We start from the raw sequence: 16,742 nt of genomic DNA on the forward strand, positions 1-16,742 counted from the left end.
TTGCAAATTTGCAAGTGTCAGATCTAGAGTGACGTGCGCTTATAATCTCCCTTATAAAACGCTAATTTTCTAGCTCTTCAACAGCTTCTACTAACAAGCGAGCCCGTTTTTTCATTTCATTAATGCTCTCAGGGCTATACTCAGTCAAACACTTCGAGACAGATTTAGTTTTCTCCCAGTAATCAGTTAAGCTTTCCAAGGCTGTACCTACATTAATATTCCTCTTAGTCGTCTCTACTCCACTTTTATCTATAAAAGGTAAAATAGAGTCAACACGTTCATACTCTTCAATAGCACCACTCTCGATAGTTTGACAAAGAACCTCACTTTGAAGAGCTACTTTGTTGACGTCATTAATCAATTTACCAGTAACTTTCTTAATAGATTTGTTCTCAGCAACTATTCTGTTGCATTCCTCATAAATATTCTGGAGATGCAAGTCACCACTTTCAGATCGGATAATTGAGTAACTGTTGAGAACGAGATCATTTTCATCACCAAGATCACTCAAACATTGTCGGTTCTCTAGTTCATGAATAGAGATCACCCCAAACTTTAAAAGTACCAATGTTTGTACATTTCTAAGTGTCTTTGATACTTCGTAATCGGCAAAGTTAAAATATTTTTCAAAGTATGCTCTTTGGGTCATTCCAATTGTCTGAGGTAAATCTAGCTCCACTGACATATATATAACGATACGTTTAAACTTTAATGCTTCATTACAAAGTCTCCCCCATTTTGAAATTCTTTCATCTGATAAATAAGTTCTATTATTTTCTAAATTCACTAGACCATGGAGCACTGAGCTTAATAATGAGCTTTCGCCTCCCTTAGCTGATATTAGTCCCCCTTCCTCAATACTGACTTTAGAAATAGCCAAAGTCTGTTCACTAATAACCTCGTACTCAACCTGCCTAACATTTCCGTCACAATCAATGTCGGTTGTACTGTCAATTGATGGACAAATGCTCCCGAAACCTCGGCGTTGCTTTGTAGCTTTATTAGAGTTTTGTACTTTCTTTTTCGTTTGCTTATTGTCATTAATAGTTGGCATTATTATCCTCTTTATTTTGTCTGTAGAACTCCTTTAAACAACTACTATTTTATAAAATAGCTAACAATAATCACGGCATAGCAGCCGGAAACCAATGATAAAAAGCACCTAGAAAAATAAACCTAACCAGCTGAATCAAAAGATAATTCCCTAGTAAGCTCTTTTCTAGTCTAGTATTTTTTTTAACTATTACTTGCGAAGCCTTATTATCTATGGCCTCATGAGACAACTAAGAGTAAAACTCACGCCTAATGGATATCTATGAAAATTGGCACAGAAGAAAACCCTCTTGTTGCAACTTTAGACAAAGTAGCTAGACCCTTATTAGAAGCGGCATTGAGAGACAATAGTTTTGAATTCAAAGATGAGCATACATATGGAATTGAATTATTTTTGAATAATGTTGCCGGAAATGAACACCTATCAAAGATGGCAATTCGTATTGCCATCTTTTTTCACAACTATTTTCTTTCTGATGACGCAGAGCGATCTACCGATTATGAAGATGGGGAGGTGTTTATGACAACAGATCCTAATAGCCGGACATTAATCAATGGACATGAAGACTATATCGATAACGAGTTCTATGTAAGGTACGCAGGCTCCACTATTGGGTTTCCTATACCTTTACCAAACCTTGTATCTTTACTTGCCGAGTCAAATATTCTTATAAGCTCATCAAATCTAATGAAAACTCTTAAAGAGCTTCATGAGTTCAACTACCTAACACTCTCACCTCCTCCTAATTATCCAAAAAGTAAAAACAGAACACCTTGGAGACATATCAGGCTCTACAAAGGAATGATAGAAAAGCCACTTTATTATCACATAAAGAGTAAAGCAGACCTTGAAGGCTCGACATCAAGTAATTAACACTGCTCACTTCCGGTTAATGTACGTTACCGTGAAGTCACGACTCAATCTATAGAATCTGGGCTGAGTTCGTCGAGAAGGCTTCCATTAAATGGCCATGGAACCCCACCTTTGCGGCAGATTTGCCGCAAATCAGGCTCCATCCTAACAAAGTGTTTTTTTATCGAAGTATTCGCCATTGTGGCTTTAGACCAAGCTTGCTCCTTCTCCCTTAGAGCTTTAGCCTCACGCTGAACTTTAATTTGCAGCTCGCATAGTTCAACAGCCTTTTCATCTAAATTCACTGCTTGGTTCTCAACGGCACGAAGCTCTTCTTTCTTACATAATAGTTTGGCCTCAACAGCCATAATATCTTTTTGCAAAAGGTGGTGCTTATCATGTAATTCGGTTAGATATTCTCGCTCAATGAGTTTTAACTTTTCTGCATTTTCGCTATCAAGGCGTCTTAAGTACTGTTCTTCAAGTTGATACAAGGTACTCATAAACGACGTATTCGCCGCTTCAACATTCCTATCTCTCTCATTTTTGAATCGTTCAGCCTGCCTCGAAATACTAACAAGCTCATCCGTAACGCACTTAATTCTATATTTATATTCATCATATTGGCGGCTAAATGACTGGATGTAATCTTGCTTACCTTTAATTTCTTTTTCTAATATTTCTTGTTCCAATGCTAACCGCTTGTTTTCCACAATAAACGCTTTAGTAATAGCCCTTTCATGAGCCTGAAACTGCTCAGCAATAACGCCAACTGGAGCAACAGATAACCAATTCAAATCAGCTCTGCCAAGATGGCTTTCAATATGTTCGTCTAATATCCGATCTTCGACTAAAGAAAAGTCGCTAAAATCAATCTCGATCACCGAGGCATTAACAGCTTTATATTCAGCTGTTTTCTGTTTATCAACTTCATGAGTCACTTTGACTTCGACCAAAATTCTCTCACCATTACAGTAACCTGTAACATCCGGGATCCGCTTTGTTGGTCTCAAACTCTTTTCTAATCTTATATCATCAAACTTTAGCGATAGCGTGGTAGGTTTGGAGTAACCTATAGGGACAGTGAGTACTCTATATTGCTCTAAGTACTTCTTAACTCTAAGGTGTATTTCACTTTCGCCACTCCATTGACAATTGTCCTTATCCGACTCTTGGTGGTGAGCAAAATGCCATTGTTTTACCTTTCCCTGCTTAGCAGATAATCTTCCTTGGCAATCAATGCAGACACACTCGCATGCCAAACCATTCGCCACATTTTTAACGGAAACAAATTCATCTTCTTTGCTTAGTGCATATGTCATCTTTACCGCTTGAAATAGACTCATCTCAACATCTTCCATAATGACCAGAAACCTATATACCGCTCCAACTTTATCATTTCTTTTACTACACTTTCTGCGATTTATGCTGAGTAAACAAATATTGTTCTTTTCTACTCGGATTAGCGAAAACTAACCGTCTGAAACAGCCACTAAAACCACTCTCAACAGCCTGATATAATTACGTTATCAGCACGAAGCTCTTCGTGCTCTATCTAGGCTACCCTTATGAATAATCAAACTCCGACGGCGTTGTTTTTGTCACGCCTAGCGCCCAGTGGGCGTAGACCGCTGCGCTGTCAGCTAAACACGGTACTCAAACTGTTTAATTGGAAAGGTGAAGTTGAAGCGCAACCATTTCACACACTTAACTACGCACAAATTGAATACGTCAAACGCCATAAGTTGGATGAGGGTAAGTCCCCACGAACAGTTAATCTGGTGGTATTTGCACTCAAGGCCATTGTTAAGACTGGTTTCCTAATGGGTATGGTGGACGATATTCAATGGCGGCAGGTACAAGCCGTTAAGCGGCTACCTATCAACCCCAGTAGCCGAGGTAAGGCGTTATCATCCAATAGTGTGGGTGAGTTGATCACCACCTGTTATCTGGACAAGCGGCACATTGGCAAACGGGACTGCTGCATATTGGCTCTATTTCTCAGTACTGGCCTAAGGCGCTTTGAGTTAGCCAACCTGACAGTCAGTGATATCCACCTTGATAAACGTACCTTAACGGTAAAGTCCGGCAAGGGTAAGAAGCCACGTAAACAACCGTTCCCCACATGGGCACTGACCTACATCGACAGCTGGTTAAGGGTAAGGACTTACCAACCAGGGGACTTGTTTAACCCCATCTGGAACAATGTCATTAAACATGACCGTGGCCTAAGTTGTGCTGCCCTCTACCAAATAGTTAAGGCTCGCACTTTAGAAGCCACAGGTATCACCATTTCCCCACACGACTTACGCAGAACCTTCATTACCGAACTACTCAATCAAAAGGTCGATTTAAGCACTGCTAGCAAACTGGCTGGTCACGCCAATGTCACCACCACGCAGATCTATGATAAACGTGATGAATCTGTAATGAGAGAGGCTATCAACCAACTGAACTATCAATTGAATGACCAACTAAATGTACAACCAGATGGAGACGAGTATGACTAGCCTCCATACACCATACCCCGAAGATAATATGGTGATAGAGATTACGCCAACCCAATCACACCAAGGCAGCGCAACCAGCTATGCCTATAAAGCCCTTACCTCTGGTTATGTCGATGACACAGATCTTCAAGACCTGAGTAGCCGCATCATCAAAGTAGTGTGTGGTAAAGGTATCAAGCTAGGGTGTGCCAACAAACTAAGTAACTTAAAGCGCCACCTCAAGAAGCAAAGAGGTGAAACGGCCACCAGCAACCTTGACCATAATTGTAAGTTACTCTCTCAAGGTCTTGGACTGCCAACTGATGGCTGGAAGGTAGTGAAGTTTATTGTGGTGATGAATGTTAACCGCGGACTATTTGATCTTATCAATAAGATCTTACCTGAGGATAACTACGCCAATGCAATGTTCGCCTACACACTAGGGCTATCAGAGTTCAGGTTAATAGAAGTATTAAAAGCACTGGCAACAACAGGCCTGTTTGACCCGTTCTACGATTACGGCTTAATAGATTTTATGAATCTACCACAGGCAATCATTAGCTTATTGCTCGGCTCCAAGGTCGAGTACTACCTCAATCTTATTGAACCATTTATACAATCCAAGCCTGAGTCTGAGCTTAAGCTACGCCACTTTGGCCACCTTGAGTGTGACACCTTGCAGCAATTTTTAGATATCAGTATTAACCAGTCCATGCTGGGAGTTAATGTACTTTTCTACGGGTTACCCGGCACAGGCAAAACCGAACTAGCCAAAGTACTGGCTGATAAAACTCAATCACACCTTATCGCCATTAAACCTGTTGGGGATGAAGTATCAGGTGAACAAGGTAGATTCAAGAGGCAAGCCTTTAGCTCTAATCTAAGGTTGCAGTACCTAACGCTGGTACAACGCTTAGTATCACCAGATGAAAAGACTCTATTACTAATAGATGAGTGTGAGGATATCTTTGAGCAAAGCATTTCTCACCGTGGTTATGGTAAGGAGCTGCTACATGAATTGATGGAACGAAACACCATACCAACTATCTGGATAACCAATCATATTGATGTTATCCCCCACAGCTGCATACGCCGCTTCACCTATGTACTTAACGTTAGCATTCCTGACAATAGGGTTATGGAAAGCCTAATGGATAATAGCTTTAAGGGGCTAAGGGTATCCAAGGTATTCAAACACCAGCTAGCCACACTGCCAGAGCTAACCCCTGCTCATATCACCAATGCGGCCTTTGTCACTCATAACACTCGGCTTTCGGGTAAAGCTGCCGAGCATAATATAGAGGTTATGGTTAAAAGCACCCTAACTGCTTGCGGCCACAGCACTAATGGTAACGGTTATAAACCACAACTCCCCTTTTCTACCGAGTACCTCAACATTAAGGGCGGCAACCAAGCGATAGACCTGTTAGAAAACTCGCTAGATACAACCTGCGATATCCGCACCTTATTAGTCGGTCCACCCGGCACAGGAAAAACAGCGGTTGTAGAGTATCTGGCCAATGGCTGTAACCGTGAGTTAGTGACCATTAGGTGCTCAGATGTACTCGGAAAATACGTAGGGGAAAGCGAGAAGAATATCGCCCGTATCTTTCAACAGGCCAGTGATAACAACTGTATTTTGTTCTTCGATGAGGTGGACAGCCTGCTATTAGATAGGGGCGGCTTAAACGCCAGTTGGGAGATACAGCAAGTTAATGAACTACTGACACAGATGGAGAGTTTCAATCAGCCCTTCTTCGCAGCAACTAATTTCTCTGAGCGTCTAGACAGAGCTGTAATGCGACGATTCGACTTCAAGCTATCATTTAATTATCTTACTGAGAAACAAGCTCAGAATCTCTTTAGGAACGTCACAAGCACAAATACGCTATCAGCTCAGACACTAGATTCGCTAAGCTTACTTAAGCTGCTAACTCCCGGTGACTTTTCTATCTTAAGGCGTCGTCAAAAACTAAATCACTTCAAGCTAACCACCGATGAGTGTTTAGCCATTCTAACCACCGAGAACAACAGTAAGCCCGGCAACAGAACTATCGGCTTCAAGTAACACCAACAGTAAGACTTACCCAATTAACCACCATGAAGTCTAGCCCAACACAGGGCTAGACCATCAACTCGTAAGATAACCAACCACAAAAGGTAATCACCATGACGGCATCATTATTGAGTTCACTCAAGGTCACCGCTCGCCCAGAAGATGGCAGCAAGAACCCTCTCATTCAACGTAGAGAGAAGTTACTCACCAAGCTAGGACAGCAAAAAACCTTAGCCACCGCCCTTATCAACCAAGAGGTACATACCTTCTACCGCGAGAAATGGGTAAAAGATGAAGAAACAGGCAAGAAAGAGAAGGTACAGGTGCCGAAGAAGGTCTGCCCTTGGTTCTACAAGCGTAACAACCGTTATTACTTCGAAGTGCGCAGTGGTAATAAGCCACTGGAGCTACAAAAAGGAATGCACGCAGTCGAAGTAGGCAAAGAGGAAGAGTTAGTTAATACCATCGAAACCATTATCGAAGCGGTAGTGGCCGGAGAACTAGACCTATTGCTAACTAAAGGTGATAAGCCGGGTACAAAGAAAGATAAGGCCAGCAATCAAAAGTAACATCCAAGCTGCTCTACAACCTCAACCAGTAAGACACAAACCAAGCCTCAGAGCAGGAGCCTAATCTTAATCAAGCACCTGCTTTCAATCTACAGACTAACAAGGCATCACTATGACCACCAAAATTAAACATCAAGATCTCTGCTTACCCATATCCCCCATGTTTGCCATGCACTTAGCAGATCTTATCTGCGACCTTCAGCAATTACCATCAACTTCAGAGACCCCAGCTACTCAGCAGAGCGTGGTGGTTTTCATCCTGTGGAAGTTAGGCTAGAGAAAGAAACTAATGCAGAACATGGCGACCAATGGCGCATCTGCTATATCACCGACTTTAGCAATGTAGGTATTGGCTACATGGCTGAGCTTACCAAGGAACTGGACTTCGACTTTGATAGCGGAATTTTTCAACACCTGATGGGAGTAACACCACTAGAGCAAGCAAGGGGGATCTATCAAGTATGGGAACAAAACTTCTTGGCTTATAGCCTTGGGATTAAAGCTTATCAAGTTACGCTAACCACTGAATAGACATTCTCTACACATCCCGCTAGATAACTTTATATAAATAGGTATTCTAGGCCCCAGTCTCAATGCCTAGCTAAGGAAAAATCATGGAACTATATAAACAAGAATTTGGTCAAAACTTTAACTTAGGCTTCGACTTATCCCTGTACCCTTGGTTAATAGATAAGAGCTGGCATAACGATATATCACCGAGCTTTTACTTTAAAACCTCCACAGGGTTTATGGTGCTTTGGGTCGACTATGAAAAGCCTGAGCAAAGAGAAGACAGCGAACAAGATCGCTACGTTGTAATGACCGCTGTTAACAGTGGAACGGATGAATCGCCAGAGGTTCATCATAATGAAGATTCTTTACAAATTTTTTCGACAGAAGACCCAAGAACACTCAATATTTTTCTATCAAACACTATGGGCTCAATTACCCAAACACAATCCCACACTTAAGCTTAATTAAAATTCAAGTTACGTTTCAACTAACACAACAAAACTCCCTGTGATGCTTTAAAATCCCTGGACAATCACAATGCTGTTCAGTACAATTATATCATTATTGGTATAAGGTAGGTTTAAATTGAACCATATAGAACTATTTTCTGGATGTGGGGGGCTTTCTCTAGGCTTAGAGCAAAGCGGCTTTGAGCTCACCATGGCAAATGAACTTTCTCCAATGGCTGCAGAGTCATTTGCATACAATTTTTTTAATGAAAATTTAGACGAATTAGCAATAAACGATAAACAGGCTACACATACACTTTGGCTAAATAGCAATTATGCCGAACTGAAACCTAGATTACGTGAAAACCCATTTACCTTTCCCGCATTCGATGAGGCAGGTACAAGTGATATCCCTACTGATGCCTCAGAACTCAAAGGAAAATTGGTAGTTGGCAGCATTGTCGAACTCAACCGTCTACTAGATAGCAACGAAGAGCTAACTAAGCAACTCAGAACAGCTTTTGGATCTCAAGGTGGTTTAGACTTGGTATCAGGTGGACCACCTTGTCAAAGTTTCAGCATGGCAGGTCTTCGCAAGCGTGATTGTGATAAAAATACACTCCCATGGGAGTTTGCCAAGTTTGTTAAGCATACTCAGCCTAAAGTTGCGATGCTTGAGAATGTTACGGGAATCCTAAGAGCTTTTAAAGACGATGAAGGCAACAGCTTTCATGCTTGGTATGAAGTCGCTAAGGTGTTTGCCTCTATCGGTTACGTACCGCTATGCTTACATATAAATGCTCGCCTCGCAGGAATAGCCCAGAACAGGCCGCGTTTCATTATGATTGCTGTAAGGTTTGATCATTATGAGACGATTGCTGGTGGATTTGAGGTTGGTGATACCAATACGAAACTATTTTCTCCATCATTAAAGTTTTATCAATTGGTTCAGGAATCAGGCAGTGAGTTACCATTCGGCCATTTGGATTACTTCGATACAACTAAACCGATCCACCGTAGTTTATTTGAAAGCTCATTTCTAGCAGGATTAGTTAATGGTGAGATGGTTACCGTTCGTGAAGCACTGGATGATTTAAAGCAAAAATACCCTTCAAAGCCTTCAGATTTTATAACTTCACTAAACGCAACTTTTAATCATTTACCTCAGTGGTTAAAATCACCAGAAGGGTCTGAATGGCCGAACCATGAATACCGCAATAACGGTGAAGTAGTACAACGCCGCTTCCGGTTATATCAAGTACTTCAAACTATTGATGAACGTTGGATCACTAAAGCTATTTTTTCGATACTAAAGGGCAATGCGACTGAATTGGACGATGATGCATGGGCTGTATGTCGTGAATATAAATACTTGCAAATAGATCATACGCTAAAAGTTTTTGAGTCTAAGCAAGACTTCATTCAGTACCTTCGTGACCACCCGACTAAGAAGCAAACACAAAAAGCTTTAGTGGCAAACGCCCCAGCTCCTGCAGCTCTCTCTATTCCCGATGACGCTTGCCACTATGATGAGCATGAGCTTAGAGTTCTAACTGTACGAGAAATGGCAAGAATACAATCCTTTCCGGATAATTTTGTGTTCCGCTCTAAAGTGACTACTGGTGGACATTATCGTAAATTTGAGGTGCCTCAATATACTCAAGTAGGTAATGCTGTTCCGCCGCTATTAGGCTTAAAACTAGGGAATTGTATTTCACAGCTATTATAAAATAGCTATAAACCGAATAAGAAAACAATGTGTATTACCCAATATATTGCAAGGTTCAGTTATAGGCATAATTAACCGTCGTAATTATACGAAGCTACCAATTACCTTTGTCGCCCTAGCATATATTCACAGTTTTTAGCTGTGAATATATGCTAGGGCGTATCTTGATTAATATAGTAAACTAATTATCAGACCAAGCTTTAAAATTATGTTCCCCCTACTGCTTAGGTATTTCAAATCAAAGATACGGTCTCAATCTCACCAAACAGTTCATCTCGAAATTTCGGAGACTTCAATCTAAATGCATGCCCCTTATCAACTCTCCCACTGCCGTCTATTTCATAACCGCCACGCCAATCATAACGAACTACGCCTTGCTCTATGAGAGAAAGGAATTGTGAAAATATCGGATTACTAGTTAATTCTAGCTTGTTATAGTTAAAATGATATTCTCCATCAATCAACGTTTCATCAGCAATAATCCAAGCTGTATTAGGATGTTTTTCAATTAACCTTCCTTGTAGCTTTTCAAACAACCAAATAGCTGTAACCTCTTTCTTACTGCCAATTACATGGTATTGAACGACTTGCTCAGCATCATAATCTACTTCAAGAAACAGCCCCTGAGGATTAGGTATGTTAGAAACTGTAACAAAAAGATCTTTATACCCTTGTCGCTGTTTATGCGTACTTAGATATCCATATGTTAGCATCATATCTCGCACCGACTTTATAGGACTAACATTCCAATCAGGCACTTGGGAAAATAAGGTGTCGGCGGTTTTACTACTGCTTCTTTTAGCTTTAAGTTCAATAGAACTTTTGTAATCCGCATCACTTCGGTTATTTATATCTAGCCCCAGTAAAAGCTCCAATGTATCACCAACATCTTTAGGGGATTTTTTACTTGGATTGCAACTTTTCACCCACCTCCCGCTGAACTGTTTTATTTCATTAATAAGTTCTTCAACTAAATTGACATGACTAATAATCGAGCCAAATACACTTTCTAAATGAGCATCAGTACAAACAGGTTCAGTCAGTGGAATTATTACAGCAGTGTTTTCAAAGGTTGTTATATAGATTAACGTATCTTGTTCAATAGACTTTTTAAAACCCCAAGGCCAAAACCTAGGGTCACCTTTTTTATGAGGCTTTGCTTTAGGTCTATAAAAGCTCGTTTTGATTAAATCATGGCCATCACGATTAAAAACCATTACATTTCTATAACTAATGTCACCATCAATCGCAGTTTCATAGTTAAAAATATCGTTATCATAAAACATCTTACAGATTGGTTTGGAAGCATCTATTGTAGATTTATCCAGCATTGTAAAAGTGAGCCTAACCAAGCTGTAATTGTTACGAATATATTTCTGAACTTTTTTAATAAGTTCCTTTTCATTTCCATTAGGTAAAAATCTTTTGTTAGAGACTTGTTCCTGACAATTAATATTGTCGTCACTCATATTGTTGTCCACTTTATTCTTCCTATGGATTAAAGCTGTGCGGTAATCACCTAATGGTGACGAGTGTTTCTCGATCACTCTAAAAATACTCGAATCTTCTGGCAAAGGGAGTAATGGCTCATTAAGCAACCTTCTCCATAAATCAGCCCACGTTAATGCGCCACTAGCTTGAGCAATAACTAATTTAGCTTGATAGTCATAAAGCTCATAATCAAGACCAACAATAATTGCCTTACCTTCAAACATATCTAAAGCTTTTTTTATCACAAAAAACCTCAATCTTTCATCGATATTCAATAAAAAGCTATTATCAAAAGAAAATAATTCAAGCCTATACAAATAACAGGTCTACTACTGGCAACACATGTTTAAGTTCAGTCGACTTGTGGGTGTAGTTGCTAGTGATTCCAAATGAACTAATCTCATGACCTACTACCTGTTGGAGTAAGTTCACCTGTACACCTTCGTTCATCAGTTTGGTAATGAAGGTATGACGAAAGCTATGGAACGAGCGGATATGTCCCAGCTCATTAATCGAATTGATTTCAATATTCTGCATCTGCCTTGCAAACCATGCCGTCACCACCTCACGATTATTAACCCTATCGAATACCCTCTCCTTACAGGATTCGACGTACTCGATAAAGCCAGCATTAATCAAATCCATGTGTAACGGGATCTTCCGCTTGGCATTCTCTGTTTTAAGCTTTTGGCTCTCATGCTCATCAGTAATTAGCAGGTAATGGCGTTTGGTTGCCGTATCAAACTTAACGTCTTCTTTACGTAGCTGAACCAACTCACCACGTCTTGCTCCGGTATAGATGCCAAGATAGATCATCCACTTTCGCCAAACCTGCTTTTCGTCATCAGCAGCCTTTAGGAAGACTTGCAGTTCGATATCGTCAAATACGCCACGAGTTCTTGATTTGTACTCGCGCTTAATCGAACAAGGTGAAGCGTTGATATAACCGATAGTGTCACGCTTAGCGTAGGCAAATACTCCTTGCAGCCATTTATAGAAGTGGCTGACCGATTTAGGAGAGATCATATCCTCTTCAGGCACATCGACTTCTAAACGCTCAGCCCAAGACATCTTGCTATACGGTGCAATATTCATCTTCGGAAGTTCAAAGCAGCGATCAATAAATCGTCCAATATCTTTAGGAGAATAAAGGTCAATAGGCTTATCTTCAGTCAGGGATTGCCACACCACATACTTTCTAGCGTAGTCTTGCTGTACCTTGTCAGCTAATTTCTCTTTCTTAATTTTATGCTGTAAAAATTCAGCATAAACTGCCGAAAAATGTGGAGCACTACTAACTACATCTATTTTAGTTTTAGCTTCACTCGCTACAACCGTGGGAGTTTGAAGTAATTGAGTTAATTCACGCTCTTTAACTCCATCTTCACAAACAACGGTTTCAATCAATGTGTTTCGAATCTGAGATGAAGTTCTAAGCTTACTAAGCAATACTTGAAACTCTAGAGATTGCTCATCAAAACAGAGGTTATGCTTAGCTAAAATCTCCTTCGCAGTCTCTGCTAACCCGTCAACATTGAAGTCTTCATCAGAGGCTGTAAATCGAATGAGAATACTTGCTAGATACTGTAGAAAGGCAGACATATCCTCATTCGATATGCTATCCATCACCTCATATAGCTTTTCTCCTACAGGCATTCCACAAGCATTATTTCCTAATGAGGCTAGCATGTGATGAAAACGCTCAGGAAAGTCTATTGGGCAATTTCTTCCTAGTACCTTAAGCATATGGACATTACTGGTATAGGATTGCTCTAATTCAGCAATGATAGGGTCAATGTGATGCATTGTGAGCTTTTCTTGCATGCTTATTTTAAATCCATTAACTAAGCGGCGAATTTCATCAGTTTCATGCTTTTGATAAGTCTGCACAAGCTTTTTTAGCTTAGTTACTTCGAGACTTATTTTCTTCCATGAAACAATGGCTTCGCTAAACTCTGTCGATTTAAGACTTAGGGAGAATTGATGCTTGATTCGATGTCTGCGCAATACAAAGCGGAAATAATAGGTGTTATTACGAAGGTATAGATGCTTGAATCCATGAACTGATTTCATGATAAGCACCTCAAGATATAACGGAGATTCTGAAGTGTTCTTTGAATAAGATTTTGAAAAGCGTGTAACAAGAGGTGTAACACACCGTGTAACAGGTGAGATAATTTGAAATGAGAAATCAGACAACTGCTTGCAGAACAAGCAGTTGTCTTCATCCAAAGAGTAAGCCGATAAGCCGGGTCCTGTCGTGGACAGTTATTCATCTAGGCCTGCAATCGCTCACAGGCTCAAGCGACCTACCCGGTCCCAACGCGAGCAGCGCCATACGGGACCCTATTTGGTCTTGCTTCGGGTAGAGTTTACCTTGCTACGAACTATTACTAGCCGCACGGTGCGCTCTTACCGCACCCTTTCACCCTTACCTCCTTGATAAATCAAGAAGGCGGTCTCCTCTCTGCTGCACTTGTCGTCGGTTCACACCGCCCAGGCGTTACCTGGTACCCTGCTCTTTGAAGCCCGGACTTTCCTCCCCGTTCTTACGAACGCGGCAACTGTCTAGCCAACTCGGCGCGGATTATAGCCTAAGCTCAAGCAACAAACCAAGGACTTTCACAAATCAGCTTAACTCAAGGGTGAATCTATTAGCGATCTATCGCTAAAAGTTAAAGCCCTATAGATAATCCGTGCTTATAAAGTGCGTTCTTTTTAATGTCGTAAATCTGCCCTGCAACCGCCGCAGCTTTTTTCAGTGGCAGCTCTTCACACAACAATTTAAGCGTATTAATCACCGTAGGCGAAAACTCTGATTCTTCGTCGCTGCGATGACCATGACACATCAACACGATTTCACCGCGCTGCTGATTAGGATCATCTTTAACGGTTTGCAGTACTTCACCTGCGGGGCCAGATAAGAAAGTCTCAAAGGTTTTAGTGACTTCTCGAGCCATCACAATTTCACGATCTGCGCCTAACGCCTCAACGAGTGATTCTAGGCTGTGAACGATACGATGCGGTGACTCATAAAAGATTAACGTACGAGGATCATCTTTCAGTGCAGTCAGCTTATCAAATCGAGCTTTCTCTTTTGACGGCAAGAAACCTTCAAACGTGAAACGATCAGAGGGTAAACCTGAAGCACTTAATGCCGTAATCGCAGCACATGGGCCTGGTAGTGGGATCACATTAAAGCCCGCTTCACGCACTTGCTTAACTAAGTGGTAGCCAGGATCTGAGATCAGCGGTGTGCCCGCATCAGAGATCAAAGCAACTGCTTCGCCATTACCCAGTTTTTGAATGATCCACTGCGCTCGGTCACGTTCATTATGATCGTGCAAAGCCGTTTTACGGGTCTCGATACCGAAGTGACTCAGCAATTTTCCACTATGACGGGTGTCTTCACAGGCGATAAGCGATACTTGATTAAGTACCTCTATTGCACGGCTACTGATGTCCCCTAGATTCCCAATTGGTGTGGGAACAATGTAAAGCGCGACCGACAGGTCCATAACTACCTCTGTATTGAGTGTTGGCAAGAGTTTCTAACAATACTTTCGCCAAGCGGAAGAGCAGGTTAAACTATTAGCAGCATCTTACCAGAGTGAAGACCCGTGTTAAAAAGACTGAATACAACAAAATTTATTTCTATCGCGATTTTATCAGCGGTTTTGTTCGGTTGCGGCACGACGACTGCACCGGTAAAGACTGAAAAGACTCAAGTTTCTTTATCCGTAGTGACCGAGACGTCATCACAATACTTGGCGCTTGCTGCCAAAGAAAAAAATAAAGAAACCCGCGATAAATATGTTTTACTCGCCGCGCACGCCTTCATCAACGAAGGTAATGCCAGCGCTGCCGATAAAGCATTGAAGTCAATCTCACAGGATATCAGCCAAAAAACAGAGCTACTTGCCGAGCATATTTACCTTTCCGCTCGAGTATTAGAGATGACATCGACCTATGATCATGCTCTACAGGTTCTTAATTATCCAAGCAACTGGACGCTGCCTGACTGGCAATGGGTAAGTTATTACCAATTTAAGGCTCATCTGTATCAATTGATTAATCAGCCAATCGATCAAGTTAGACAATTAAGCTTACTGAGTCAGTATTTACCTGCCTCACAGGCTCAGGAAGTCAACGACACCATTTGGCGCTCGCTACAGCTGATTAATGAACAAACTCTATTAAGCTTTAGCAACGACACCTCTAACCCCATTTTTGCGGGTTGGGTACAACTGGCATATATCGCCAAGCACTATGCCGTTGACCCTAACGACTTAGTGCGCCACCTAGGCAGCTGGCAACAGCTTAACCCGCATCATCCCGCTGCGGCAAAACTACCAACAGATTTGGAAAAGGCGCTCAATACTCAGCCTTACCAGCCAAAGAATATTGCCGTATTACTGCCATTAACTGGCTCGCGTGCAACGGTGGCGAACACAGTAAAGCAAGGCATTATTGCTAACTATATGGCTACGGGTGACGACAGCGTTACACTCAACTTTTTCGATACCGCAACGGGTGCACAAGCCGCTTACCAGCAAGCGGTTGCGGCAGGTGCCGAATTTATTATCGGTCCACTATTGCAGTCTGAAGTCGAGCAGTTACAGAATATGACTGCTGTAGGTGAAGCCGTTAGCACGGCTGGAGAGACAGCAGCTGTGAGCCCTGTTGCAAGTAAGACCATCCCACAACTTTACTTGAACCATATCGATACCTTTACGCCCGACCCTGATAAGTTTTTCTTTGCCTTGTCGCCTACTGATGAAGCAATTGATGCAGCCCAGCGTCTATACAACGACGGTATTGAGCAACCATTACTATTAGTCAGCAACGATGCTGTTGGCCACCGCATGGCGGAAAGCTTTAATAAGGCTTGGCAAACCCTGACCAATAATCCTGCCGAAATCCATTACTATGACGGCGGTGATAAGATGAAAGTCACCGTACAAAAAGCCTTAGGCGTTATCGATAGTAAAGAACGTATTGCGCGTATTAAGGCGATCCTGACACCTAAGATTGAAGCCGACTTTCGCTCTCGCCGTGATATCGATGCGATTTACATGATCTCTGCTAGCCAAGATTTAGCGCTACTTAAGCCCTTTATCGACGTTAATTTCAGCGTGTTCGCCGATCCGGTTCCGCTCTATACCACCAGCCGTAGTCGAGTTGAAGGTAACAGTCGCGAAACCGCCGAAGAACTAAATAACCTCACTATCAGCGACATTCCTTGGTTGATCACTCCTAATACCGAAACCCAGATGGTCAACGAGTTATGGCCTAACTGGAGTAATGGCCGTAAGCGCCTATTTATTATGGGCTATGATGCATTGGATTTAGTGGGTAAACTGGCCCAGATGCGCGCCCTGCCGGGCTATCAATTTACTGGTCGCAGCGGTATGTTATCGGTGCAGCCTGACGGCACATTGCATCGCCAACTCAGCTGGGGCCGTTATCAAAGAGGTAACTTGCGTCCGCTATAAAACCGATGTCGTAAATTTTTAATAAACTTTACAGTTAAATACGTC

The 16,742-nt window shown here is 41.7% G+C and carries 14 protein-coding genes and 1 other RNA gene; 9 read left to right on the forward strand and 6 right to left on the reverse strand.

Going from position 1 to position 16,742, the window contains the following annotated elements:
- Positions 1-61: 61 nt before the first annotated feature.
- The gene (locus SHAL_RS20955; RefSeq protein WP_012279113.1) at positions 62-1,054 is read right to left on the reverse strand and encodes a hypothetical protein; all 993 of its coding nucleotides are present in this window, start codon (positions 1,052-1,054) and stop codon (positions 62-64) included.
- 261 nt (positions 1,055-1,315) lie between these two features.
- Between SHAL_RS20955 and SHAL_RS20960 the strand changes: the two genes are divergently transcribed.
- Entirely contained in the window at positions 1,316-1,927 is a 612-nt protein-coding gene (locus SHAL_RS20960) for a hypothetical protein (RefSeq protein WP_012279114.1), read from the forward strand.
- A gap of 44 nt (positions 1,928-1,971) precedes the next feature.
- Here SHAL_RS20960 and SHAL_RS20965 read toward each other — a convergent pair whose 3' ends face one another.
- Entirely contained in the window at positions 1,972-3,267 is a 1,296-nt protein-coding gene (locus SHAL_RS20965) for a competence protein CoiA family protein (protein WP_012279115.1), read from the reverse strand.
- Between the two features lie 207 nt (positions 3,268-3,474).
- Between SHAL_RS20965 and SHAL_RS20970 the strand changes: the two genes are divergently transcribed.
- From SHAL_RS20970 to SHAL_RS20995, 7 genes are all read left to right on the forward strand, one after another.
- Positions 3,475-4,416, forward strand: coding sequence for a tyrosine-type recombinase/integrase (locus SHAL_RS20970; RefSeq protein ID WP_012279116.1), 942 nt, complete (start codon positions 3,475-3,477; stop codon positions 4,414-4,416).
- The gene (locus SHAL_RS20975) at positions 4,409-6,463 is read left to right on the forward strand and encodes an AAA family ATPase (RefSeq protein ID WP_012279117.1); all 2,055 of its coding nucleotides are present in this window, start codon (positions 4,409-4,411) and stop codon (positions 6,461-6,463) included. The genes SHAL_RS20970 and SHAL_RS20975 overlap by 8 nt, the downstream gene beginning before the upstream one ends.
- A gap of 101 nt (positions 6,464-6,564) precedes the next feature.
- Entirely contained in the window at positions 6,565-7,020 is a 456-nt protein-coding gene (locus tag SHAL_RS20980) for a DUF6641 family protein (RefSeq protein WP_012279118.1), read from the forward strand.
- Between the two features lie 112 nt (positions 7,021-7,132).
- Positions 7,133-7,297 carry a hypothetical protein gene (locus SHAL_RS23630; protein ID WP_317623776.1) on the forward strand — a complete coding sequence of 55 codons (165 nt, stop codon included), beginning with the start codon at positions 7,133-7,135 and terminating at the stop codon, positions 7,295-7,297.
- Positions 7,231-7,551: a DUF2787 family protein gene (locus tag SHAL_RS20985; protein WP_317623780.1), complete on the forward strand. Its 321-nt coding sequence runs from the start codon at positions 7,231-7,233 to the stop codon at positions 7,549-7,551. The genes SHAL_RS23630 and SHAL_RS20985 overlap by 67 nt, the downstream gene beginning before the upstream one ends.
- Before the next feature lie 83 nt (positions 7,552-7,634).
- Positions 7,635-7,991: a hypothetical protein gene (locus tag SHAL_RS20990; protein ID WP_012279120.1), complete on the forward strand. Its 357-nt coding sequence runs from the start codon at positions 7,635-7,637 to the stop codon at positions 7,989-7,991.
- A 127-nt stretch (positions 7,992-8,118) separates the two neighbouring features.
- Positions 8,119-9,711, forward strand: a complete 1,593-nt coding sequence (locus SHAL_RS20995; RefSeq protein WP_012279121.1) for a DNA cytosine methyltransferase — start codon at positions 8,119-8,121, stop codon at positions 9,709-9,711.
- A gap of 233 nt (positions 9,712-9,944) precedes the next feature.
- Here the strand turns inward: SHAL_RS20995 and SHAL_RS21000 are convergent, their stop codons facing one another.
- From SHAL_RS21000 to rsmI, 4 genes are all read right to left on the reverse strand, one after another.
- Positions 9,945-11,477, reverse strand: coding sequence for an MvaI/BcnI family restriction endonuclease (locus SHAL_RS21000; RefSeq protein WP_150102120.1), 1,533 nt, complete (start codon positions 11,475-11,477; stop codon positions 9,945-9,947).
- Between the two features lie 34 nt (positions 11,478-11,511).
- Complete coding sequence (locus tag SHAL_RS21005; RefSeq protein ID WP_012279123.1) at positions 11,512-13,275, reverse strand: DUF3258 domain-containing protein; 1,764 nt, start codon at positions 13,273-13,275, stop codon at positions 11,512-11,514.
- Between the two features lie 155 nt (positions 13,276-13,430).
- Positions 13,431-13,782: RNase P RNA component class A (rnpB, locus tag SHAL_RS22445), an RNA gene on the reverse strand.
- Between the two features lie 95 nt (positions 13,783-13,877).
- Positions 13,878-14,720, reverse strand: coding sequence for a 16S rRNA (cytidine(1402)-2'-O)-methyltransferase (gene rsmI, locus SHAL_RS21010; protein ID WP_012279124.1), 843 nt, complete (start codon positions 14,718-14,720; stop codon positions 13,878-13,880).
- 102 nt (positions 14,721-14,822) lie between these two features.
- On the opposite strand from rsmI, the gene SHAL_RS21015 reads away from it, so the two are divergent.
- The gene (locus SHAL_RS21015) at positions 14,823-16,697 is read left to right on the forward strand and encodes a penicillin-binding protein activator (protein WP_012279125.1); all 1,875 of its coding nucleotides are present in this window, start codon (positions 14,823-14,825) and stop codon (positions 16,695-16,697) included.
- Positions 16,698-16,742: the final 45 nt, after the last annotated feature.

The sequence above is a fragment of the Shewanella halifaxensis HAW-EB4 genome (assembly GCF_000019185.1).
Classification (GTDB): Bacteria; Pseudomonadota; Gammaproteobacteria; order Enterobacterales; family Shewanellaceae; genus Shewanella; species Shewanella halifaxensis.

Coding starts and splice junctions, on each gene's coding strand:
- SHAL_RS23630 (WP_317623776.1), top strand. CDS start 7,133: ATGACCACCAAAATTAAACATCAAGATCTCTGCTTACCCATATCCCCC.
- SHAL_RS20970 (WP_012279116.1), top strand. CDS start 3,475: ATGAATAATCAAACTCCGACGGCGTTGTTTTTGTCACGCCTAGCGCCC.
- SHAL_RS20960 (WP_012279114.1), top strand. CDS start 1,316: ATGAAAATTGGCACAGAAGAAAACCCTCTTGTTGCAACTTTAGACAAA.
- SHAL_RS20975 (WP_012279117.1), top strand. CDS start 4,409: ATGACTAGCCTCCATACACCATACCCCGAAGATAATATGGTGATAGAG.
- SHAL_RS20980 (WP_012279118.1), top strand. CDS start 6,565: ATGACGGCATCATTATTGAGTTCACTCAAGGTCACCGCTCGCCCAGAA.
- SHAL_RS20990 (WP_012279120.1), top strand. CDS start 7,635: ATGGAACTATATAAACAAGAATTTGGTCAAAACTTTAACTTAGGCTTC.
- SHAL_RS20965 (WP_012279115.1), bottom strand. CDS start 3,267: ATGGAAGATGTTGAGATGAGTCTATTTCAAGCGGTAAAGATGACATAT.
- SHAL_RS20955 (WP_012279113.1), bottom strand. CDS start 1,054: ATGCCAACTATTAATGACAATAAGCAAACGAAAAAGAAAGTACAAAAC.
- SHAL_RS21005 (WP_012279123.1), bottom strand. CDS start 13,275: ATGAAATCAGTTCATGGATTCAAGCATCTATACCTTCGTAATAACACC.
- rsmI (WP_012279124.1), bottom strand. CDS start 14,720: ATGGACCTGTCGGTCGCGCTTTACATTGTTCCCACACCAATTGGGAAT.